Annotated in this window: 20 protein-coding genes and 2 pseudogenes; 8 read left to right on the forward strand and 14 right to left on the reverse strand. The window is 32.7% G+C overall.

Going from position 1 to position 21,248, the window contains the following annotated elements; genetic code table 11:
• Window positions 1–88 precede the first annotated feature (88 nt).
• Complete coding sequence (locus tag BAU27_RS16475; protein ID WP_071746725.1) at window positions 89–847, reverse strand: exodeoxyribonuclease III; 759 nt, start codon at window positions 845–847, stop codon at window positions 89–91.
• Between the two features lie 154 nt (window positions 848–1,001).
• Here BAU27_RS16475 and BAU27_RS16480 point away from each other — a divergent pair, with 154 nt between their 5' ends.
• Genes BAU27_RS16480 through BAU27_RS16490 form a run of 3 tightly spaced genes read left to right on the forward strand, consistent with a single transcriptional unit; the run spans window position 1,002 to window position 3,017 of the window.
• On the forward strand, window positions 1,002–1,574 hold the full coding sequence (locus BAU27_RS16480; protein WP_071746726.1) for a bifunctional transcriptional activator/DNA repair enzyme AdaA: 573 nt from the start codon (window positions 1,002–1,004) through the stop codon (window positions 1,572–1,574).
• A 4-nt stretch (window positions 1,575–1,578) separates the two neighbouring features.
• Entirely contained in the window at window positions 1,579–2,109 is a 531-nt protein-coding gene (locus BAU27_RS16485) for a methylated-DNA--[protein]-cysteine S-methyltransferase (protein ID WP_071771480.1), read from the forward strand.
• Window positions 2,106–3,017 carry a DNA-3-methyladenine glycosylase family protein gene (locus BAU27_RS16490; RefSeq protein ID WP_071746728.1) on the forward strand — a complete coding sequence of 304 codons (912 nt, stop codon included), beginning with the start codon at window positions 2,106–2,108 and terminating at the stop codon, window positions 3,015–3,017. Before BAU27_RS16485 ends, BAU27_RS16490 begins: the two co-directional genes overlap by 4 nt.
• Before the next feature lie 38 nt (window positions 3,018–3,055).
• On the opposite strand, the gene pepT is transcribed toward BAU27_RS16490, so the two are convergent.
• Complete coding sequence (gene pepT, locus BAU27_RS16495) at window positions 3,056–4,288, reverse strand: peptidase T (protein ID WP_071771481.1); 1,233 nt, start codon at window positions 4,286–4,288, stop codon at window positions 3,056–3,058.
• 182 nt (window positions 4,289–4,470) lie between these two features.
• Here pepT and BAU27_RS16500 point away from each other — a divergent pair, with 182 nt between their 5' ends.
• Complete coding sequence (locus tag BAU27_RS16500) at window positions 4,471–5,115, forward strand: YczE/YyaS/YitT family protein (protein ID WP_071771482.1); 645 nt, start codon at window positions 4,471–4,473, stop codon at window positions 5,113–5,115.
• A 67-nt stretch (window positions 5,116–5,182) separates the two neighbouring features.
• On the opposite strand, the gene BAU27_RS16505 is transcribed toward BAU27_RS16500, so the two are convergent.
• The 3 genes from BAU27_RS16505 to BAU27_RS16515 form a co-directional block, all read right to left on the reverse strand.
• A complete protein-coding gene (locus BAU27_RS16505; RefSeq protein WP_071746731.1) occupies window positions 5,183–5,758 on the reverse strand; it encodes a histidine phosphatase family protein in 576 nt (191 codons plus the stop codon).
• Between the two features lie 91 nt (window positions 5,759–5,849).
• The gene (locus BAU27_RS16510; RefSeq protein ID WP_071771483.1) at window positions 5,850–6,665 is read right to left on the reverse strand and encodes an alpha/beta fold hydrolase; all 816 of its coding nucleotides are present in this window, start codon (window positions 6,663–6,665) and stop codon (window positions 5,850–5,852) included.
• Between the two features lie 213 nt (window positions 6,666–6,878).
• The gene (locus BAU27_RS16515; RefSeq protein WP_071771484.1) at window positions 6,879–7,268 is read right to left on the reverse strand and encodes a VOC family protein; all 390 of its coding nucleotides are present in this window, start codon (window positions 7,266–7,268) and stop codon (window positions 6,879–6,881) included.
• Between the two features lie 430 nt (window positions 7,269–7,698).
• On the opposite strand from BAU27_RS16515, the gene BAU27_RS16520 reads away from it, so the two are divergent.
• The 3 genes from BAU27_RS16520 (at window position 7,699) to BAU27_RS32930 (ending at window position 12,121) form a co-directional block, all read left to right on the forward strand.
• On the forward strand, window positions 7,699–10,419 hold the full coding sequence (locus tag BAU27_RS16520) for a sensor domain-containing protein (protein ID WP_071771485.1): 2,721 nt from the start codon (window positions 7,699–7,701) through the stop codon (window positions 10,417–10,419).
• 159 nt (window positions 10,420–10,578) lie between these two features.
• Window positions 10,579–11,745 carry a DUF2515 domain-containing protein gene (locus BAU27_RS16525; protein ID WP_071746735.1) on the forward strand — a complete coding sequence of 389 codons (1,167 nt, stop codon included), beginning with the start codon at window positions 10,579–10,581 and terminating at the stop codon, window positions 11,743–11,745.
• The gene (locus BAU27_RS32930) at window positions 11,651–12,121 is read left to right on the forward strand and encodes a CBO0543 family protein (protein WP_254797970.1); all 471 of its coding nucleotides are present in this window, start codon (window positions 11,651–11,653) and stop codon (window positions 12,119–12,121) included. Before BAU27_RS16525 ends, BAU27_RS32930 begins: the two co-directional genes overlap by 95 nt.
• Window positions 12,122–12,143: 22 nt before the next feature.
• On the opposite strand, the gene BAU27_RS16535 is transcribed toward BAU27_RS32930, so the two are convergent.
• The 9 genes and pseudogenes from BAU27_RS16535 to BAU27_RS16575 form a co-directional block, all read right to left on the reverse strand.
• Window positions 12,144–12,569, reverse strand: a complete 426-nt coding sequence (locus BAU27_RS16535) for a YfmQ family protein (RefSeq protein WP_071746736.1) — start codon at window positions 12,567–12,569, stop codon at window positions 12,144–12,146.
• A 21-nt stretch (window positions 12,570–12,590) separates the two neighbouring features.
• Window positions 12,591–13,262 carry an LrgB family protein gene (locus tag BAU27_RS16540; RefSeq protein WP_071746737.1) on the reverse strand — a complete coding sequence of 224 codons (672 nt, stop codon included), beginning with the start codon at window positions 13,260–13,262 and terminating at the stop codon, window positions 12,591–12,593.
• A gap of 23 nt (window positions 13,263–13,285) precedes the next feature.
• On the reverse strand, window positions 13,286–13,642 hold the full coding sequence (locus BAU27_RS16545; protein ID WP_071746738.1) for a CidA/LrgA family holin-like protein: 357 nt from the start codon (window positions 13,640–13,642) through the stop codon (window positions 13,286–13,288).
• Window positions 13,643–13,674: 32 nt separating this feature from the next.
• Complete coding sequence (gene pdxR, locus BAU27_RS16550; RefSeq protein ID WP_071746739.1) at window positions 13,675–15,108, reverse strand: MocR-like pyridoxine biosynthesis transcription factor PdxR; 1,434 nt, start codon at window positions 15,106–15,108, stop codon at window positions 13,675–13,677.
• Window positions 15,109–15,176: 68 nt separating this feature from the next.
• Window positions 15,177–15,949 (reverse strand): annotated as a pseudogene (locus BAU27_RS16555) (alpha/beta fold hydrolase).
• 23 nt (window positions 15,950–15,972) lie between these two features.
• Entirely contained in the window at window positions 15,973–16,653 is a 681-nt protein-coding gene (gene bshB2 / locus BAU27_RS16560) for a bacillithiol biosynthesis deacetylase BshB2 (RefSeq protein ID WP_071771486.1), read from the reverse strand.
• Window positions 16,654–16,685: 32 nt separating this feature from the next.
• Window positions 16,686–16,880 carry a hypothetical protein gene (locus BAU27_RS16565; RefSeq protein ID WP_002014626.1) on the reverse strand — a complete coding sequence of 65 codons (195 nt, stop codon included), beginning with the start codon at window positions 16,878–16,880 and terminating at the stop codon, window positions 16,686–16,688.
• A gap of 193 nt (window positions 16,881–17,073) precedes the next feature.
• Window positions 17,074–17,193 (reverse strand): annotated as a pseudogene (locus tag BAU27_RS33570) (GntR family transcriptional regulator); the annotation flags it as partial.
• Between the two features lie 110 nt (window positions 17,194–17,303).
• Window positions 17,304–19,019 (reverse strand): methyl-accepting chemotaxis protein, encoded by a 1,716-nt coding sequence (locus tag BAU27_RS16575; protein WP_071771487.1) that lies wholly within the window; start codon window positions 19,017–19,019, stop codon window positions 17,304–17,306.
• 565 nt (window positions 19,020–19,584) lie between these two features.
• Here BAU27_RS16575 and BAU27_RS16580 point away from each other — a divergent pair.
• The gene (locus BAU27_RS16580; protein ID WP_071746744.1) at window positions 19,585–20,922 is read left to right on the forward strand and encodes an NAD(FAD)-utilizing dehydrogenase; all 1,338 of its coding nucleotides are present in this window, start codon (window positions 19,585–19,587) and stop codon (window positions 20,920–20,922) included.
• Window positions 20,923–21,248: the final 326 nt, after the last annotated feature.

Below are 21,248 nucleotides of genomic sequence, written 5' to 3' on the forward strand. Positions count from 1 at the left end.
TTTAATTATTTCAAGAATGATTTGAAAAATTTTAACAAACTGAACAAAAAAAGAAGTATCTCCTTTTCTCAGGAAGATACTTCTTTTTTTAGAAATCCATATGTAATTCAACCGGACAATGGTCGGATCCCATTATTTCACTATTAATTTTCGCATCGGTAATTTTATGTTTTAGCCTTTCAGAAATTACAAAGTAGTCTAAGCGCCACCCGATATTTTTCGCTCTTGCTCCCATACGGTATGACCACCATGAATATGCGCCTTCTTGCTCAGGGTATAAAAAGCGATATGTATCAACAAAGCCTTCCTCTAAAATATTTGTAAACTTCTCTCTTTCTTCATCCGAAAAACCAGGATTTTTTCGATTGCTTTTCGGATTTTTCAAATCGATTTCTTTATGGGCAACATTTAGATCACCACAGAAAATAACTGGTTTCTTTTTATCTAATCGCTTTATATATGCCCTGAAATCATCTTCCCATTTCATTCTGTAATCTAAACGTTCTAATCCCCGTTTTGAATTTGGTGTATATAGCGTTATCATGTGAAAATCTTCAAATTCTAATGTAATAACGCGTCCTTCTTGATCATGTTCTTCAATCCCTAAACCGTATGTAACAGAAAGCGGTTCTTTTTTCGTGAAAATAGCCGTTCCTGAATAACCTTTTTTCACAGCATAATTCCAATATGTATAATATCCCTCAGGATTTAAATCAATTTGTCCACTTTGTAATTTAATTTCTTGTAGACAAAATATATCTGCATTGGATTCCTCAAGATATTCTAAAAAACCACCCCTCGCGATAACTGCACGCAAACCATTTACATTCCATGAAATTAACTTCACTTATAGTCCTCCTCTTGATGTTCACTTTCAAAGTTCATGCTAACACAAAATAGATAACCTATCATAGTTTCATCTTTGTAATCTTGCTCTTACATTTATGAATACGTACATACGCACATGATTCAGGTTATACTAATTTCAGAGGTGATGATCTTTGCAAAATGAAGAGTTTACGCTAACAAGTGAGCATTGGCAAGCTATTATTCATAATGATTCTTCCTATGATAACAAATTCTTTTATGCTGTGAAATCAACCGGGATTTTTTGCCGGCCATCATGCAAATCAAGAATACCGAATAAAAACAACGTACGAATTTTTCTAAACGCAGAGCAAGCATTGCATGAAAACTTTCGTCCGTGCAAACGTTGTAAACCAAATGGGATTGCTTTGCCTAATGAAGAGTGGGTAAAACAAATTAAAGACTATATTGAAAAGCATTATGACGAAGAGTTAACTCTCGACACACTCGCAGAAATGTGCCACGGTAGCCCATTTCATTTACAACGCACTTTCAAAAGATTGATAGGGAAAAGTCCAATAGAATATTTACAGCAAATCAGGATTGTTAAAGCGGCAGAATACCTTTCACATACAAATCAATCTATCAAGGAAATTAGCACTGCTGTTGGGATAGAAAACCCAGAGTATTTCGCAACTTTATTTAAAAAGAAAACCGAATTTACTCCTACTGAATATCGAAAAAAGAACGGAACAAAAGAGGTATGAAATAATGAAACCATATGAAAATAAAACTATATATTGGACATTGCTTATTCATAAACATTGGCGTATGCATATTGCAGCTACTTCAAATGGATTATGCTTTATCGGATCGCAAAATGAAACTTTTGAAGAACTAAATACGTGGGCTAGCAAAAAACTGCCACAACATACATTCATCCAAAATCCAGATTATCTGCAAACATATACAAAAGAACTTATCAAGTATTTGGAAACCAAACTAGAAACCTTTACAATTCCTATCGATGTTTACGGAACTGCATTTCAATTATCTGTTTGGAATATGGTACGTGAAATTCCTTATGGAAAGACATATTCTTATTCAGAAATCGCGGAAAGCATTCAAAAACCTACAGCTGTGCGTGCCGTTGCTACTGCTATTGCCGCCAATCCCCTTCTCATTACAATTCCTTGCCATCGTGTTATAGGAAAAGATGGAAAACTGACTGGTTTTAGAGGAGGATTAGAAATGAAGAAAGAATTGCTTACATTAGAAACGTTACAGGTGGAACCTATATGACCGAACTTAGCTATGACTCATTAACTTTAACTGTTCCGAAAGAATTTAGTTTTCAAGAAAACTTGCGCTATCTATCACGTTCTAACAATGAATGTATGTTTCACATTGAAGATGACAAAATCTATAAAGTCATCCCTGTTCAAGATGTAAATCCTTTAATTGAAGTTAGCATGAATACTGATGGCAATATTCAAGTACGTTTTTTAGGAGAATTATATATCTCTGAAAAATGGATATGCGATGCTGTAGCTAACTATGTAAAAGAGTGGTTTGATTTAACTACTGATTTAGCTCCCTTTTATAAATTAGCTATACATGACCCACTCCTTCAAGGTCCTATTCAAGAGTATTATGGGCTTCGCACATTAGGTATTCCAGATTTATTTGAAGCACTTTCCTGGGGAATTATCGGTCAACAAATTAACCTCACATATGCCTATACTCTAAAAAGAAGATTAGTCGAACAATTCGGAAATTATGTAGAATGGCACGATAGAAAACATTGGATATTCCCATCACCTGACACAATTGCAAATCTACATGTAGAAGATCTCAAAAAATTAAAAATGACAACTAGAAAATGTGAATATTTAATCGGTATCGCGGAGCTTATTGCAGAAGGGAAACTATCAAAAGAATCTTTACTACAAACACAGGATATAAAGATTGCCGAAAAACAATTAACTGCTATCTATGGTATAGGACCGTGGACTGCCAACTATGTTTTAATGCGCTGTTTACGATTTCCTTCAGCTTTTCCAATTGATGATGTTGGTTTGCATAATGCAATTAAATTTATAACAGGTTCCGAAAGTAAACCGACTAAAAATGAAATAAAAGATTTTGCAGCAAATTGGATAAACTGGGAGTCTTACGCCACTTTTTATTTGTGGCGAATACTATACTAAACAACCAAGTAGCACATCCGTACTACTTGGTTGTTTTTTTAAGCTTGTTCTTCAAACCTTCTTGCGATTTCTACAATAACTTGAACGGCTTTTTCCATAGTATCTACCGAAACATACTCAAATTTTCCGTGATAGTTTTCACCACCAGTGAAAATATTCGGCGTTGGTAATCCCATATACGATAATTGTGATCCATCTGTTCCACCACGAATTGGATGGATGTTCGGTTCGATATTTAAACTTTTCATCGCTTCATATGCAATATCAACAATTTCTCGCACTGGTTCAATTTTTTCAAGCATGTTATAGTACTGATCATTCATCTCTAAAACAATCGCATCTTCACCGTACTTCTCTTTCATGTTTTTCACAATATCTTTAATGTTATTTTTACGCGCTTCAAAATGATTACGATCAAAATCTCGAATAATATAGTAAGCTTTACTTTGCTCGACATCACCATTTAAAGAAAGCAAATGATAGAATCCTTCATAGCCTTCCGTATATTCTGGTGCATCTTCTACTGGTAAATGCCCATTAAACTCCATAGCAAGTTTAGTTGCGTTACGCATTTTATTTTTCGCTGTTCCAGGATGTGTATTCGTTCCGTTAAATGTTAACTTAGCACCTGCAGCATTAAAACTTTCATACTCTAAACCACCTAATGGACCTCCATCCATCGTGTAAGCAAATGATGCACCAAACGCTTCTACATCAAAATGCGCTGGCCCACGACCAATTTCTTCATCCGGTGTAAATGCTACTCTTATTTTCCCGTGCTTAATTTGCGGATTATGTATTAAATAGTTCATTGCAACCATAATTTCTGTAAGACCAGCTTTATCATCTGCTCCTAGAAGTGTTGTACCATCAGTTGTAATAATGGTATGTCCTTTATATGATGGTAATTCCGGGAACTGCTCTGGTGTTAACACAACATTTAACTCTTCATTTAACGTAATTGCATTACCATCAAAATTTTCATGAATTTGTGGTTTTACGTTTTTCCCTGTAAAATCTGTTGCTGTGTCTAAATGAGCTAAAAACCCTATTACAGGAACATCCTTATCTGTATTAGCAGGCAGTGTTGCCATTACGTAACCATTATCATCCATCGTCACTTCTGATAACCCAATCTCTTTTAACTCTGTCACTAATAACTTACCAAACTCAATTTGACCTGGTGTTGTAGGCACTGTATGACTTTCTTCATTTGATTGTGTATCAATCTTTACATATCTCGTAAATCTTTCAATAAGTTCTTGTTTCAAATTCGTTCACTCCTTTTATAGTTCTCTCTCTATTATAATCCTTAAAACGAAATATTTTAACTTTTTTGACTGTGAAAATATATATCCATTTACATTTTTAATAAATTATAAAAAGACATAATATTTGTACATTGAAATTCAAACATGTAATATACATCATTATATATTGGGAGGTTTTAAAGATGAGGCTAACTCTCTTTCGCTATTTTCTTTTTTTCCTAGGATTAATTTTCTTTGGACTTGGAAATGCTCTTGCAGTCAAAGTTAAATTCCTCGGTTTACACCCTTGGGAAGTTTTAAATATGGCTCTCTACCAACGATTTGGGTGGACAATTGGTACGTGGAGTGTCATATGTGGATTATGTCTCGTTCTTATCTCTTTACTAGTAGATCGAAAATATATAAACGTGGGCACATTTTTAAATGCACTACTTATCGGTCCTATTATGGACTTTTTCTTACAATCAAAAATCCTTCCAAACGCTAGTGATTATTTATGGATAAACTTACTCATTTTATTTTCTGGTATTGCAATTACAGGAATTGGGGGCGGCATGTACGTTGCGGCTAGTATTGGTGCTGGACCCCGCGATGGATTCATGCTTACCATTTCTGACAAAACTGGGTTATCTATTAGCCGTGCTCGAATCATTGTAGAATGCTTTGTACTAGTCATTGGATACATGCTAGGAGGTCCTGTTTTTATCGTAACTTTTCTATACACTTTTATTCAAAGTCCAATATTCCAGCATTCATTTAAGGTATTTCAAAAACTCTTACATACTTTAAATAACAAAAACAAAGAACATATTAGTGAAAATATTTAAAACTCAACTTAATACAAAAGAGTGTGTTTTAAAGGTAATTTTTAAAACACACTCCATATACCCCATTTCATTCTTCTTTCCATACTCTCTCTACATTCATTAATTGCTCTTCTTTAAATTCTAGCTTATATATATCCGGTTTGGATGTATTCATTAAAAATTCAAGTCCATATTGATTATCAAAATAGTTCATCATTAGTGTCATTACAAGCCCATGTGTACCAATTACAATTTTATGTCCTTGAAAATTCATTAATATTTCTTTTAACACTTTCACTACCCTTCTCTGACAATCCGCATATGACTCTCCATCCGTCAGTGCATATTTTGGATTAAAAAACATCTCCTTTACAAGTGGATACACTTCCTTATCCGATATAATTTTATCTTCATTTGAAAACTTACACTCTTTAAGATTTTCATATACTAATATTTCTTTTTCATGTAGATTTGCTGACTCTTCTATCGTTAACATAGCCCTCTTATACGGACTTGAAATGAAAGTATTAATTCCCTCTGTTTTTAATATCTCAGTTACTCTTTGAGCATCTAAAATTCCCTTCTCAGTTAATCCACGTGTTCTTTCATTTCCTTCTAATTTTGGCGATTCACCATGCCTAACCATATAGATATATGTATTCATAATTCCTCCTTAAAAATATTTATAAGTTAATTACTTTAATCTTTTCCGTATCAAAACTTGAATACAATCAAAATATTAATTTATTCTTTTTTTATGAACTTTGCTGAGCAGTTCGTCTAACCCACTCCGAAACTAAACTCTCAAATAATTCAGGCTGTTCAATTTGCAAATTATGTCCCGCCATATCTAATACCGCTAATGTCGCTCTTGGATAATCTTCAATGATTCCTACAATATCTTGATAACCTACCGATATATCTTGTCTTCCGGCCAATAAAAGAACTGGCTTCTCATATTTTCTACAATGAAAATTCATAGTAAGAGAGTAATTCTTTTGCAACCTTTCAATAAATTCATAATTAGCAACATCTAACCCTGGCTTAATTTCTTCTTTAAATCGCGTATATGTATATTCATTTGCTACCACCGCTAACTCACTAAATTCTTCTCTTTCGGTAGAAGTTAGCGTATTTAAAAACTCCTCATCTCGTACAATTACCTGTTTATCTGGTAATCGTCTTTCTTTTTGTTGTGCTACGACAACAGGACATACTAATAATAATCCATTCACTCTCTCAAACACCTTTGAAAGTATCCCTCTAGCTAAATATCCACCGAAAGACTCTCCTACCAGTAAAAAATCTTTCTTTTGAATGATTTCTTCAATAAATGTAGTTAACACTTCTAATATATGATCTGAACTATTTATCCAATCTGGAGCGTTCGACTTTCCCATACCAGGTAAATCAATATATATTCGTTGATAACCTTCATATTTCTGAAATACCGATTCCATACATTTCATCATTAACCTATGGTCAGGAGCACAGCCATGTATGATAAGTACTGGCTTTCCTTCTCCAATGATTTCATAATATAATTCTGCATCCCTAATCCGGCATATCATAAAAAAACCTCCCTATTTTTATATTCACCTTTAAAAACAATCCTCTCAAACTCAAAAGAATACACGTTCTCATTTTATATCTTTTCAGAAGTTAATTTCAAATCTTAATTTTCAGATTACAAAAACAAAAAATCTTCCCTATGAGTGTATCTCCTCCAAGGAAGCTTTTTTATCTTTTCTTATACTCTATCAAAATTCGAAACTTCTCTAGCCTCATTCTTCTATTTGCATCAATACAATTCTCCAACCATCTGGGTCCTCTATAGTAATTCCCTTTTCTTTCCAATATGGATTTTCCGGTTCTACTTCATCGTATCCCATTGCATGCAGCCTTTTACTCACTTTTTCTATTTCTTTATATTCTCTTATATAAAACACAAGTAAATTATCCTTTGTTGGGGCTGTACATGGGCTTCCATCTATATGTCTTGTAAATTCTAAATGATATTCTTCATCCGGTAGACCAAACATGACTCCATCATAGCCATCATGATCATAAAACTCACCTATACGTTTTAAGCCTAATCCTTCTTCATAAAACGCTATAACCTCTTCAAACTTATCCGTTGGACGTGCTATTCTAAACTTCACCCATTTCATCATGATTTTCCCTCCATCTTAAAAATTAATTACTGTATTACATATTATTGTATATAATTAACACGTTTCTTTAATCCCTCATTAGTATGAGAATAGCTAAATACAAAGGTCTTAATTAATACTCTATAATAGCGAAAAACTCCCCTTATCTAGAGAGAAGTTCCCATCACTTTATATGCAATTTTACATCTCCTCTTGCAAATCACTAAAAAACCTTTAAAATCTAAAGGATGACTAAATATACAAATTCTATCTGCATTCCTTATAATCTAAAAATTATTGAACTCAATATTTTTTCAATTTTAAGAAATATTACATTCTTCATTTTTTCTTATAGGCATGCTTTTTATAAAGAAATCTGATACAATCTTTTAGTAATATTATTATGTATAGATATTACGAATATAGTACATACTTTAAGAAGGTGATTTTATTGAAATTAAATAAAAATTTACAACTATGTATATTAATTACAACACCAATATGCTATTCAATCTATTTTATGTTTTTCTTTCTGTTCCCTACTCATTTTTCAAATTTCAATGTACGCTTCGCTTCACTCATCGTTGAAGCCATTACATTTGTATCACTAATATACTCTATATATTCTAAAAGAGTTAGTTCAAATCCTTTTTGGATATGTATTACAATTGCAATTGGTAGTTTTTTATTAGGAAAAATAGTATATACGTATCAAGAGAATTTTTTCGAATTTCCAATACATCGTTTTACTGTTTCTGATGTATTTTACATGTTTTTTCTATTCTTCTGCCTTATCGCTTTCTGCTATAAAATCTTAAAAGAGTGCAATAAATGGGAAAAAGCGTTCTTTATTTGTGATATATGTATAGTACTTACTTCCATATTCACATTAGAATGGTATTTATTTAATCAGCCAAATTTAAATATATTTTCCCTTTCACTGGGAGATATTTTTCTTTCCTTTCTTTATCCAATTGCAGACCTATTATTTCTTCTACTAGGTGTTAGTCTCTTTTTCCGTCCAACTGTTTTTAATTCCAAACGGAAAATTTATATTTTTATTTTTGTATTAATAAGCTCTGCAACTTTTAACTATATTTATTTTTACTTACATAACCATTTATCAACTGACACGATAACATTATTACGTCTTTTATATAGAATACCTATATTACTTATCGCAATAGCTGGGGCTATTTCCGAAGATTATAATAGTCATAAAAATTATTTCATTGTAAACCATATACTAGGAAAAAAAGTATTAGTTGTATTTCCATATCTTGCTGTTGCAATACTAATCGGGTTTACATTAAAAGAACAAACAGCATCTTCAACTCTCATTACAGGAAATTGTATTACTTTTGTTTTCGTACTCATTCGTCATTCTATTGTACGTACGCAAAACAATTCCCTAACAAAACGTCTACAAGCATTTAATGCTCAACTAGAAGAAAAAGTTACTTTAAGAACCTCTGATTTAGTCCAAAAATCAGAGGCTTTATCTCAAAAACAACAAAAATTGAAATCTTTATATGAGTATCATCCTGATCCTATTTTTACGATTGATTTAAATGGAACATTCTTAAATGTAAATAAAGCAGGAAGCGTATTACTCGGAGCACCAACGAACGAGTTACTCGGTGAAACATGTTTTTCGATTATTTTAGATGAAGATAAACATAAACTAGCATCTGCATTAGAAAAAGTTAAACAACAAGAATCAGCATCCTTACAACTTAGTTCTCAATATAAAGATGGCTTTACTTATTTTTTATACGTTACCATCGTTCCTATTATGATAGATGGACAAATTTCAGGAAGCTATATTATGGTAAAGGATATTACCGCACTAAAAAAACAACAAGAAGAAATAAAATATTTAGCATTCCATGATACGATAACGAAAATTGGGAATCGAGCTTATTTTCATAAAAAATTAAAGAAGGCTATAAAAAGAGCACAAGCAACCAATAGTGAATTTGCATTATTGTATTTAGATTTAGACCGATTCAAAGTTATTAATGATACACTTGGACACTCAACAGGCGATTACATATTAGGAGAAGTAGCAAAACGTTTCCAATCATGTCTTCCATCACATACTCATCTGTCAAGAATCGGTGGCGATGAATTTACAATTTTAATCGAAAACTATACGGACCATGATTCCTTATTCAAGTTATGTAACCAATTATTTGAAAACATGAAAAAACCGTTTCTCATACATGAGCATAAATTAACTTTATCACTGAGTATCGGCATCGCTATTTATCCACATTCTGGAATCGATACCGCTACACTTCTGAAAAACGCTAATGTTGCAATGTATGATGCAAAGGCAAAAGAGCTTAACTCTGTCTCTATTTATGACGATGTAATCGCTAAAAAAATCGAAAGACGATTACGATTAGAAAAAGATTTACCAAACGCAATACAAAATGAAGAATTGTTCCTTTTGTATCAACCTCAAGTTGATAGTGAATCTAATAAAATTATAGGTGCAGAAGCTTTAATTAGGTGGAATCATCCTGAATTAGGTGTTATTTCTCCATACGAGTTTATTCCAATTGCCGAAGAAACACTGCAAATTATTCCAATTGGACAATGGACATTACAGCAAGCCTGTCAGCAAATGAAGCACTGGCATGCATCTGGCTATCCTCATTTAAAAATAGGGGTAAATTTATCTGCTAAAGAATTTGAACAAGAAGACCTTGTAAAATCTATTTCTTCTACTTTAGCAAATACAGGCTTACAAGCAAGTTCCCTTGATCTAGAATTAACAGAACGAATTGCAATGATGGATGAGAGAGAAACATTGATAAAACTGCGTACACTAAAAAGTTTAGGGGTTCACATTTCAATCGACGACTTTGGTACAGGCTATTCTTCATTATCATATTTACCTTTATATCCAATCGATACGTTAAAAATTCCGAGAGAATTTATTACAATGTCTGAAACGTGTGAAGATGGAATGGAAATCATTAAAACGATCATCACATTAGCAAATACATTAGGAATGTCTGTCATTGCTGAAGGTGTAGAAACGAAAGAACACGTAAATTTCCTTCAAAAAAATAAATGTCAGTTTATTCAAGGTTATTATTTCAGTAAGCCTATTCATGCCGATTCATTTTCTATTCTGCTGAAAAAGGGAATTCACACATAATAACTTTACATTATAGTTTCTAATACAAAAAAGGAAAGAAGAGTCAGCCTCATCTTTCCTTTTTTCTATACTTTTTAACTTTTCATTTCCCTCGCATATCATTTATTTAAGCAATTATTAATACATTTATGATAACAGACTTGAATAGGAGGGAATGAAATGTACCAAGATAACCAAAATAATAAACTTTACAAAAACATCCCTCTGTCCCTCTTCTCTATAAAAACAGAACTAAAACAAAAATGTATTAACGCAAATAGCTCCCCTTATACTCTTTCTAAAGAGGAAAAAATATTAATCTCTACAATTAAAGAACGAACTAAATTATTAAATCAAAACAACGTTACAAGAACACGTGCTTACTATCAATTTTACAAAAGATATCCTGAAATACATTGGGCACTGCTTGGACATATGGTATCGCGTAACGGCGGTTGGAACATGACAGATTTAAAAGGTGACTTATATACGAAGTTATTATCTGAGAAAGATCAATTTACTTTCTTTTCTTTTTTAGAGCGAGGAAATTGGCTTATTTTTCAAGATGTGTATCCACAATTTTTATTATATGAGCAAAGTTTAAAAATATCCCGAAACCTCTTTCACCTTCTACCGTCCCTTAATGTTTCAACATTTATGGAAACGATGTGGAACTTTTTTTGGAAAACTGGAAACAAAAAAATATTAGCAATTGCGACGATTATTAATGAACAAAACTACTTAGAAAAAAGAGTGATTCAAAATACACACTTCAAAAAAACAGTACTAAATAGTATTGGTTTCAAACTTTTTGATTTTTTTCAATTTAATCATATCCTTTTTCCCTTCTATGAAGAAAGTTCCAAACAGAAAGCAATATTAATTGGTGATACAATGACACATTTTACTTCCTTACACGAACGACTTTTGCTCGGAAAAAGATTATATGCATTATTATTTCATGATGAACATGCGTTAGCTCGTATACTACAATGGGTTGATACTCATCCACACACTGGCTCACGAAAAGATTATTGGCCACATTTATTTTCAAGTGTAAATGAATCTTTCTCAAGAGAGTTTTATAAACGAAGAATAAAGAAATGCCAATTAAAAAATGATTCCTACCGTATATATAGCCCTGCACTTATGTACGCATGGAAAAATATAAAACATGAAGAAACAGTACATGAAGATTGGTTTAACGACTGGCAAGTCATACATTATTTAACTGATAAGGAGGAAAGCATACATGGACAAATTACAGAAGAATACTGTAAAACACTCGAAAAAATTGAACTCGCAATTCTTGCAAAAAAAAATATTCTCCTTCGAGAAGAAGAATGATTTTCTAGCATTGGTAGTTACAATCTTTCTCTCTTCTATTATTGGAACTTGCTTAGATGCTTTCTTTATTCAAAAACAAATATATTCCTTTCCAGCTAGGCCCTTTTCCTCCACATTTTCGGTTAATATAGCTTTTACATTGTTCGTACTGCCAATTTTAACAGCTACCTTTATGCACATTTCAAAAAAATTATCTAAAGTCTCTAGAATTCTATTTATTATTTCAATAGGTATTTGCGCTAGTATTTTTGAACAAATCGCGGAAGGTTTAGGTTTATTTGTACATAGTGCAGATTGGAACCATATATATTCTTTATTTGGTTATATGATTTTCTTTTCTTTTATTTGGAAAGTGTATAATTTAATACAAAAATAAAGAGACCATTATAGGTCTCTTCTTAAGCATAATCTTCAGTTATGGCTAATGGTGCAAGAGTTTGAAGACTTTTAGAGCGCAAACGATAGGCAACGACTTTCTTCTTATATTGCTTTATTACATCAACATGTTCCTCATAGCTATATAGAGAAAATCTAATATTTTTATTCCCTTTCTTCGTATCAATGACTATTGGTGTTCCTTCACCGTGCGGCGGAAAATAATGTTTATCCAAAAATAAGGCCTCATTAAATTCGTTAATAACTTGTAGTTTCATTTCTCCCTCTATATTTTTTCCATCTATCGATATAGAGGTATTCTCCTCCTCAAGTTTTTGATGTAATTCAAATCTACTAATAATAGATTCTACAACAGAAGTTGGCATACTAGAAACTAGTACTTTAAGAGAACCAAAAATAAATAATGTAACTATAAACCATGTTGTCACTTTTATCATCTCCATTACATTTTAAAATATAAATTTCGTTCCATACGGTATGAATATACTAATGAGTATTCCTGTTACAATCATCGTTACCGAACCGATAGTCGCTTCTTTCTCGCCTTCCTTCACTAGACGACTCACACCGATAATATGTGAGGCGCAGCCCATTCCAACGCCTTTTCCAATCGTACTTGTTATACGGAAAAACTTAAGTACTGTTGGTCCGATAATAGCACCTGTTATTCCTGCAACAACTACAAAGCTAGAAGTCATAGATGGAATACCACCAATTTGATCCGCTAATGAAATGGCAATTGGCATTGTCGCTAATTGCGGGAGCGTTGTTAGTATAAGTTCCTTATCTATATTTAAAATTCTACCAAGTGCTACATTCATAATCGTTAAAGCTACTATACCTATCAATACGCCAATTAGTATCGATAAAAAGTTTTTTATCAGTATCTTGCGCTCTTTAAATAGAGGTATAGCTAACGCTACAATTGCAGGGCTCAAGAAGCCTGAAAGAATGTCTCCTCCATTTTCCTTATACTCATGATGAGAGATTCCGAAAATAAGGAATAAACAAATCATAATTGTTGTAACTGTTAATACCGGTAACGTAAATGGAAACGTATATTTTTTATACAGCTTTGTCGCGAATAAATATATTACTACAGTAATAATAATAAAGACCATTTGAATAGCGCACCTTGTCGATTTTATTTTTTTGATGTTACTAACAATTGACTTACATACCCTGAAACAATCAATGTTACTATCGTACTTGCAACAACTAAAAGAAATATAATACTCCCCTTACTAAAAAGAAAAGACCCATATTCCATTAACCCAGTTGTCGAAGGAATTAGAAATAATGGTAAAAATATTATTAACTTTTCTGCACCTACCTCAAACCATTTTAACGGTAAAATACGAGTGGAGAGGAGCAAGAACAGCATTAACATCCCAATTAAACTTCCTGGCATCGATAGATGGAATACTCCCTGAATCCACGTTCCAGCTAAGCTAAATACATATAGCACGCCTACTTGAAGTAAAAGCGTCACGTACTTCATTTTTTCCCTCATTTCAATATCGAGCATCACTATTACGAAATCTCATTTAACGTTTCTGCAAACCTCATAATTCCCAGTTGAATTTGTTCTACGTCTACTCTCCCAAAAGTAAAACGAATATATTCACTTTTAGAACCTAAAACACTTCCCGGAACGAATGCTACACCATTTCGTATCGATTCACCTAACAAATGATATTCATCAAACGTTCCTTGCACTTTGCACCATAAATGTATTCCGCCCTCCGGAACGAAAAATTCAACTCGGTCCCCTAATAATTCTTCAAGCTTTTTAATTAACTCATCTCTTCTTTGTTTCAATTGTCCACGAAGCATTGTAATATGCGCATGAAAATCTTCTGATTCTAAAAATTGATTTGCTACCCACTGTGTAAATACACTATGACCAAAATCAACTTGTTGCTTCGCATCTGCTAAACGTTCTATTACGCGTGTAGGACCAATTACCCAACCAATACGTAATCCTGATGCAACAATTTTTGATAATGAACTTACATAAAGAACATTCCCATTTTGATCCATTGATTTTAATGTGGGATTCACTTCTCCATTAAAAGAAGTTAAGCTATATGGATCATCTTCAACAATCGGTATACCGTATTCAGAAGACAGTTCTAGAATTTTTTTACGTCTCGCTACTGAAAGCACAGTACCAGTTGGATTTTGATAATCTGGATTCAAAAAGACCATACGAATACGATGCTTTTTGTGCAAATCAATTAAATCATCTGGATTCATTCCGTGCTGATCAACAGGTAAATGGAATATTTTTAAACCAGCGGATTTAAACATCGGAAGTGAGAAACAATACGACGGATCCTCAATTGCAATCGCATCACCAGGTTTTAATAAACATTGAACGATAAGATTCAGCGCCTGTTGTGCTCCAGATGTAATAAGTATAGAACTTGAATCTGCTTCAATTTGTTTATATTGCTGAACATGTGCTGCAATTGTTTTTCTCAACATTTCATTTCCAAGTGGATGGTCATAACCAAGGTTTTCCATAAATGTTTTCTCCGACAAAATCGTTCGGAATCTATCACTTGGAATTAATTCCGGTGACAATTCACCACTCGCTAAATTAATTAAGTCATCTTTTTGTGTTTCCGTTCGAATTTGTTGAACAAGTGGTACATTAGGTAAGAACGATCCATCCTCAACGTACCTACCCCAGTTCGGTATTCGTTTATGTGACACACCCCATATGTCTGTATTTACCCGTGTTCCGCTTCCTTTTTGCCGTTCTACTACTCCAAGTGATTTTAATTCTTCATATGCAGCTACTATTGTGCTCCGGTTCACTTGTAATTCCTTTGCTAACATACGCTCAGAAGGTAACTTACTATCAGAAGGAAATTCACCTGAAGAAATACCTCTTTCAATATAATCAGCAATTTGTTTATATACAGGTGTCTTATCTGCACGATTTGGTTTCCATTCCATATAGTTGCCTCCTCTCAAAACTAACTATACCTTACTCATTAATAACAGTATTCACTGTAACAATAGTATTAATTAAGCGCATGATATAAAAATGTTTCTACTGTTATATTAAAGCTAGTCGGCTGTTCTAAATAAGGCAAGTGCCCGCTATTTTTAAACTCAATGAAAGTTGTATTTTTTAAATACTTTTCAAACATTCTTACATATTTTTCTGGGACAAAATCATCATTTCTCCCTCTTATAATTAAAGCAGGACATGAAATATTTGAAAGAAACAGTCTTTTATCATAATCAACTAATTCAGCAAATAACCTTTGAATATGCACCGTGTTAATAGACTGTAAAGATTGATAAAATCCTCGAACGATTCCTTCATTACCTTCTACTCCCATCGCCTTCAATAATGTATCCGCCCATGTTTTTCCGTTATCATGTAAGCTAAGTAAATCATATACTTCAAGTCGTTTTTTCTTATCTTTTGGTTCCAAATAGGGAAATGCATTTACAACAATTAAGCTAGAAACAAAACTTGGATATTGAATGGAAAAATCGATACCGACTCTAGCCCTTTTGAAAGGCCGCAAATGACTACTTTTTGTAACTTTAAATAATTGCATAACTCATACAAAACATTTGAGTATTCTTTAAAGCTAATTTCTAGTCCTTCAGATTTCCCATGTCCAGGTAAATCAATTGAAACCACTGTCCAACTTTTCTTAAAATATTGCCTTTGATATAGCCAATTGTTTGAGTTTCCTCCAAGGCCATGTAAAAACAATATAACAGGACCAGATCCTTCTATATTGTAAAAAACCTTTCGATTATTATATTCAAAATACATATTCATCACCTTCAGCTGTCGTATCACTCATTCTTATCTTTGAATGGATATATCCAAAACGGTTCTCTTTCTAACCACTCGACTGTGCCTGAAATACCGTCTTCATACTCTCTTTCCAGCTCATCTACTTTAGTTGTAAATTGTGATGCATGTGCTCGTAATGCTTCCAATTTTTTCGGAACATATTTTTTCACTTCATTTTTAAAATCTGGAGGTCCTATTTCGTCTTCATGATTTTTCGAAAAAGCTACAGCATAAAAGGCTGGTCGTTTACTTTCTGAAATATTAGCTAAGGCCTCTACTACTGCTTCCCCTGTTGCATCGTGATCTGGATGAACTGCATACCCAGGATAGAAAGAAATAACTACAGAAGGATTCAATTCTTCAATACAGTTTTGAATCAAGCTTTTTAATTTTCCAGGCTCTTCAAATTCAAGAGTTTTATCACGATATCCCATCATACGTAAATCTTCAATCCCTAAAATATTTGTAGCTCGCTTTAACTCTTTTTCTCTAATAGTATATAAAGATTCACGAGTTGCAAAAGGTGGATTCCCCATCGCTCTCCCCATTTCACCAAGCGTTAAGCAAACGTAGGTAAGAGGGACTTTCTGCTCCGTATAAGCCAAAATTGTTCCCGCCACACAATACGACTCATCATCTGGATGCGGGAAAACAACTAAAACATGGCGCTCATTTTTCATCAATACATTAACTCCTCCATCATATACACACTCTATAAAATAACGACCGCATACCAAGTAACTCCCACAAGAAGCCCTAAAAGAAGAATGATATAGATAGCAGATAAGTTTTTTACATTCCTCTTTGTAGACTTACCGTAATTCTCTTCTACATTTCGTGCGACTAGTACGGTCCCAAATAGTGATACAACTACAATAATAACAACTAGTGAAATCGCAAAACTCATTGTCTTTCACCTCTCTAAGGCCAGTCTATTTTAAAGCATGAATAAAATACTACCTTTCTTCTCTTATCATAATAGATGTTTGCAAAAAACGGACCAACCACTTTTGTGTTTTTTTGCTCATCCACTTTTAATATAAAAAGCAACTGCTCACTTAGGACCAGTTGCTTTTTTATAAGGCTACTTATATTCATTTTCAATTAAAATTAATTCGATTTAAAAGTTTGGTCTTTTCATAATGAAACATTGATTGAGATAGCTCGAAAATTGTTCCATTTACAAGATAAACTGTATTTTCAATAAGAAGCGCTGGATCATAGTACCAATACGTTTCATATTCATTCGCATGATTTGCTGCTAGTACATTTTCTTTTTAATCATCCACACTATAAGCAGGCAAGTAAACATGCGTAAATGTTAACAGACTTATTCTTCAATAATGAATTGTGAAATTAGCATTTCTAAATTTTCGACTTTCTTTTTCATTTCATTAGATTTCGTCGTTATTTCTTGAATCAATGTGGCTTGTGCTTGAATTGATTGTACCGTTCGATTCGTTTCTTGTGCGACTTGTGTTGCAGTTTCAGAAACTATTGATAAAGAGGCATTCACTTCTTCTGTCCCAGCAGACATTTCTTCTGTGGCAGCAGACACTTCTTGAATTTGGGACGTTATTCTATTAATATCTTGCATAATAGATGAAAATGCGAGTTCTGCCTTGTGTACTGCTTCTTTACCACCACTAGCCTGTTGTTGACCTTTTTTCATTACATGAACTGTATCCTGTGTATCTTGATGTATAAAGCGTAATAAATTATTTATATCATTTACAGATGTTTTAGATTTCTCCGCCAGACCTCTTACTTCAGCTGCAACTACTGCAAATCCTTTTCCATTTTCTCCGGCGCGTGCTGCCTCAATTGCTGCATTTAAGGCAAGTAAATTCGTTTGTTCCGCAATATTAGTAATAATATCTAGCGCTTCTTCAATTTGTTGTGTACGCGTAACAAGTCTATCAATGACCTTAGAAGTTTCTTCGACAACTTCATTCACACTATTCATTTGACGAATAGATTGTTTTATAACTTCACTACCAAAATTTGCTTGGTCTATTGTTGCAACAGCAACTTCAGCAACCATCGCTGAAGATTCAGCTACTGTTTGAACTCCAGTTGCAATTTCTTCCATCGAAGTTGAACTTTCTTGAATACTAGTCACTTGTCCCTCTATTTCTTTATTTACTTCAGAAGTAGTTCGAACAACCTCGTTTGATATATGTGCTGCCGTTTTTGTCTCTTGTAGCATATTTTCAGTTGAAATAATTACTTCTTTCGCTGTAACCTTCACCTGACCGATTAATTGTTGCAAGTTATCTAACATACTATTAAAGGATTGTACAATACGGCCTAATTCGTTCTCGGATTTATAAGAAGTTCGAATTGTTAAATCTCCAGCAGATACTCGTTCCATATCTTTTTGTAATAATACAATTGGTTTTTTTATAGCATTTTTTATTATAAAACCAATAAAAATGATTATTATGATTCCAACAAATGAAATAATTACAAATGTTATTATTGTATTTCTCACACTATTAATATTCTCTTTTTGTAATTGTTCAGCCGCGGTATTATTATGTAAAATAAGTTCACGAATAGACTGAATTGTTTTTCCCATATTAGGTTCAATTTCTTTTAAATAATAGCTATACGCTTCTTCATTATTAGTCAGTCCCAAGTCCTGTGCTTTCTCCATTTGCATTCTTAAATCTTTGAATTGACTTTGAAATGCATTATACAAGTCCTTTTCTTTATGAGAACTAATTCTAGCTTCAAATTGTTTTAATAACTCATCACTTTCTTTCCTAGTCTTATCTATTTCTGTTATTAGTTCTTTCATTCTGTTTTCATCTTTCGATATCATAATCTCCATAAAATTCATATTAGCATGGTAAAAATTTGATTCTACAATTCCTATCCATTGAATTGGTAATAGCCTTTCGTCATACATACTAGAAGATGTATTTTCACCTTTTTGAAGCCCTAAAAACCCCAGTGAAGATAACATGATACAAGCCAAACTCGATATAATGACTAACACATTTAATTTCGTTCCAATTTTACTATTTTTAATAAAAAACAACAAATCCACCTCATCTGTATATTATGTTTATATGTTTTATATTACAACGATAATCGACATTTATCGACATTTATTTCGTATCAATCTTATAATTGTATTAAGTTATTATATTAACTATATAAACCTATTCAAAGAACTTTGATTCTCATAATATCAAATACTAAAAAGTCTTATGGGAATTCTACAAAACTTTTAATAGAGTTACATTGTTTCTATGAAATTATGGTGAAAATGAAAGTGACTTATTAGTACTTATAACTTCTTGATAGAGAATCGGTAACCACGTCTTCGCTAAATAAGATTTGAAATCATTAACAGACCTCTTCACTTAAAAGGTCTGTTTTTTTATATGTAAGATTTTATTAATCATATGACATAGTGATCATTTAAAACTATTTCTTCTTTCAAATAAAAACATTTGTATTTACTCCACCACTCGGAGAAATTAAAAAAGCATCCAGTTCAAAAACGCCCTCTTTATTAATAAAAGCTATTTCTTAACTTCATAAAAGTGTTATACACTAAGAAAATAAAAAACAAACTATTCGTTAGCAGGTGAAAAAATATGTATGACATTACTATTATCGGCGCTGGCGTAAGCAGTATTTTTACGGCTTATTCATTAGCTCAAAGTAACAAAAATATTTTAATTCTTGATAAAGGTAAACCGCTAGAACATCGGAATTGTCCTTTAGACCAAGGGAAAACGTGTAATTGTAATACATGTGATAAATATTTCGGGCTTGGTGGTTTAGGAAAATCTGAAGGGAAATTTAATTACACAAACGGTTTTGGAGGCGGACTTGAGCAAAAGGTAGGTAAAGAAGGCTTTATACAACTCATGGATGAAGTAGATGAAATTCTATGTCAGTTTGGCGGAAATTCAGTTTCAAAATATTCTACAGAAAATCTAAATCTCACTAAGAGAGCTGAAGCGTGTGGTTTACAAATGCTAACAACTGAAGTAAGGCATCTTGGTACTGCACTTTCAAGTAACATTTTCCAGCTGCTCTATGAATTTTTACTTACGAAAATAAATATCCAATTTCATATAGATGTACAACATATCAGTAAACAAAATGATCATTTTAAAATAGAAACAAATCAAGGAACAGTTCATTCTAAGCAACTAGTATTTGCAACAGGGCGTTCCGGGGCGGATTGGTTAAAAGAAATGTGCACTTCTCTAAATATTTCTCAAGAGCAAACTCGTGTAGATTTAGGTATTAGAGTAGAGATGAAAGAACACCAATTACGTTCTATATTAAAAGATACATTTGAGACGAAACTTTCTTATCAAGGCGAAAACTTCACAGCAACTACTTACTGTATGAATCCAAAAGGACGCATTATTCGAAAGTACGAAGACGGCTTGATTATGCCTGACGGTCAAAATTTCCGAGAGCAAGAAACTGGCACTTCTAATTTAAATTTCACTTTATTTATCCCGCGCTATTTTCTAACTCTCAAAGAAGCAAATGTATACGCAAGTTCAATTATTAAAAGCATTAACCAAGGACGAGATCGGATTGTTATACAGCGCTTAGAGGACTTAATAAAGAAACAACCTACTACGGAAAAAGATATGACACATAATCGTATACAACCTACACTACACGGAGATTATGGAGATTTGCATAAAGAAATTCCTCCATTATATATTGATGGACTCAAAGAATTTTTATTACGCTTAGAACACTTTACCCGAGAACCTATCGATCAAGATACTTTATTATATGGAATTGACGGAAAGTTCTATGCCCCTACAATAAAAACCAATAACCATTTTGAAACAAGTATAAATGGATTATTTTTAGTTGGAGATTGTTCAGGCGTCACTCATTCATTATCTCAAGCAGCTGCAAGCGGTCTGTATGTTGGAAAATATTTATCTGCCCTTTAAACTCTTTAATTAAGATGCCAGTCAAATATTTTAAGTTTCACCAATATTTTACTTATTTAGTGATAACGATAATGAAATTTTTATCTCTCTCTGATGATTAACCCAAAAAAAATCAGTATTTTATGGGATACATGAAATATATACGAAAAACTACATTCTATATAGAATGTAGTTTTCTACTAATTCATATAATCGCTTCGTTACACTCCCCTTTCATTTAAATTCTAACTACCTGAATTTCAAAAGTATCTATTCATCTTCACTTTCATTTGTTCAATATTTTGTAACATCATCATAGTGTTTAATATGTTAGGATGTCTATAAGT

The sequence above is a fragment of the Bacillus sp. NH11B genome (assembly GCF_001884205.1).
In the GTDB taxonomy this organism is placed as follows: domain Bacteria; phylum Bacillota; class Bacilli; order Bacillales; family Bacillaceae_G; genus Bacillus_A; species Bacillus_A proteolyticus.

Excerpts from the sequence above, each read along its gene's own strand:
- BAU27_RS16485 (WP_071771480.1), top strand. The coding sequence starts at position 1,579 with ATGAAACCATATGAAAATAAAACTATATATTGGACATTGCTTATTCAT.
- BAU27_RS16490 (WP_071746728.1), top strand. The coding sequence starts at position 2,106 with ATGACCGAACTTAGCTATGACTCATTAACTTTAACTGTTCCGAAAGAA.
- BAU27_RS16500 (WP_071771482.1), top strand. The coding sequence starts at position 4,471 with ATGAGGCTAACTCTCTTTCGCTATTTTCTTTTTTTCCTAGGATTAATT.
- BAU27_RS16505 (WP_071746731.1), bottom strand. The coding sequence starts at position 5,758 with ATGAATACATATATCTATATGGTTAGGCATGGTGAATCGCCAAAATTA.
- BAU27_RS16510 (WP_071771483.1), bottom strand. The coding sequence starts at position 6,665 with ATGATATGCCGGATTAGGGATGCAGAATTATATTATGAAATCATTGGA.
- BAU27_RS16515 (WP_071771484.1), bottom strand. The coding sequence starts at position 7,268 with ATGATGAAATGGGTGAAGTTTAGAATAGCACGTCCAACGGATAAGTTT.
- BAU27_RS16525 (WP_071746735.1), top strand. The coding sequence starts at position 10,579 with ATGTACCAAGATAACCAAAATAATAAACTTTACAAAAACATCCCTCTG.
- BAU27_RS32930 (WP_254797970.1), top strand. The coding sequence starts at position 11,651 with ATGGACAAATTACAGAAGAATACTGTAAAACACTCGAAAAAATTGAAC.
- BAU27_RS16540 (WP_071746737.1), bottom strand. The coding sequence starts at position 13,262 with ATGGTCTTTATTATTATTACTGTAGTAATATATTTATTCGCGACAAAG.
- BAU27_RS16545 (WP_071746738.1), bottom strand. The coding sequence starts at position 13,642 with ATGAAGTACGTGACGCTTTTACTTCAAGTAGGCGTGCTATATGTATTT.
- pdxR (WP_071746739.1), bottom strand. The coding sequence starts at position 15,108 with ATGGAATGGAAACCAAATCGTGCAGATAAGACACCTGTATATAAACAA.
- bshB2 (WP_071771486.1), bottom strand. The coding sequence starts at position 16,653 with ATGAAAAATGAGCGCCATGTTTTAGTTGTTTTCCCGCATCCAGATGAT.
- BAU27_RS16565 (WP_002014626.1), bottom strand. The coding sequence starts at position 16,880 with ATGAGTTTTGCGATTTCACTAGTTGTTATTATTGTAGTTGTATCACTA.
- BAU27_RS16580 (WP_071746744.1), top strand. The coding sequence starts at position 19,585 with ATGTATGACATTACTATTATCGGCGCTGGCGTAAGCAGTATTTTTACG.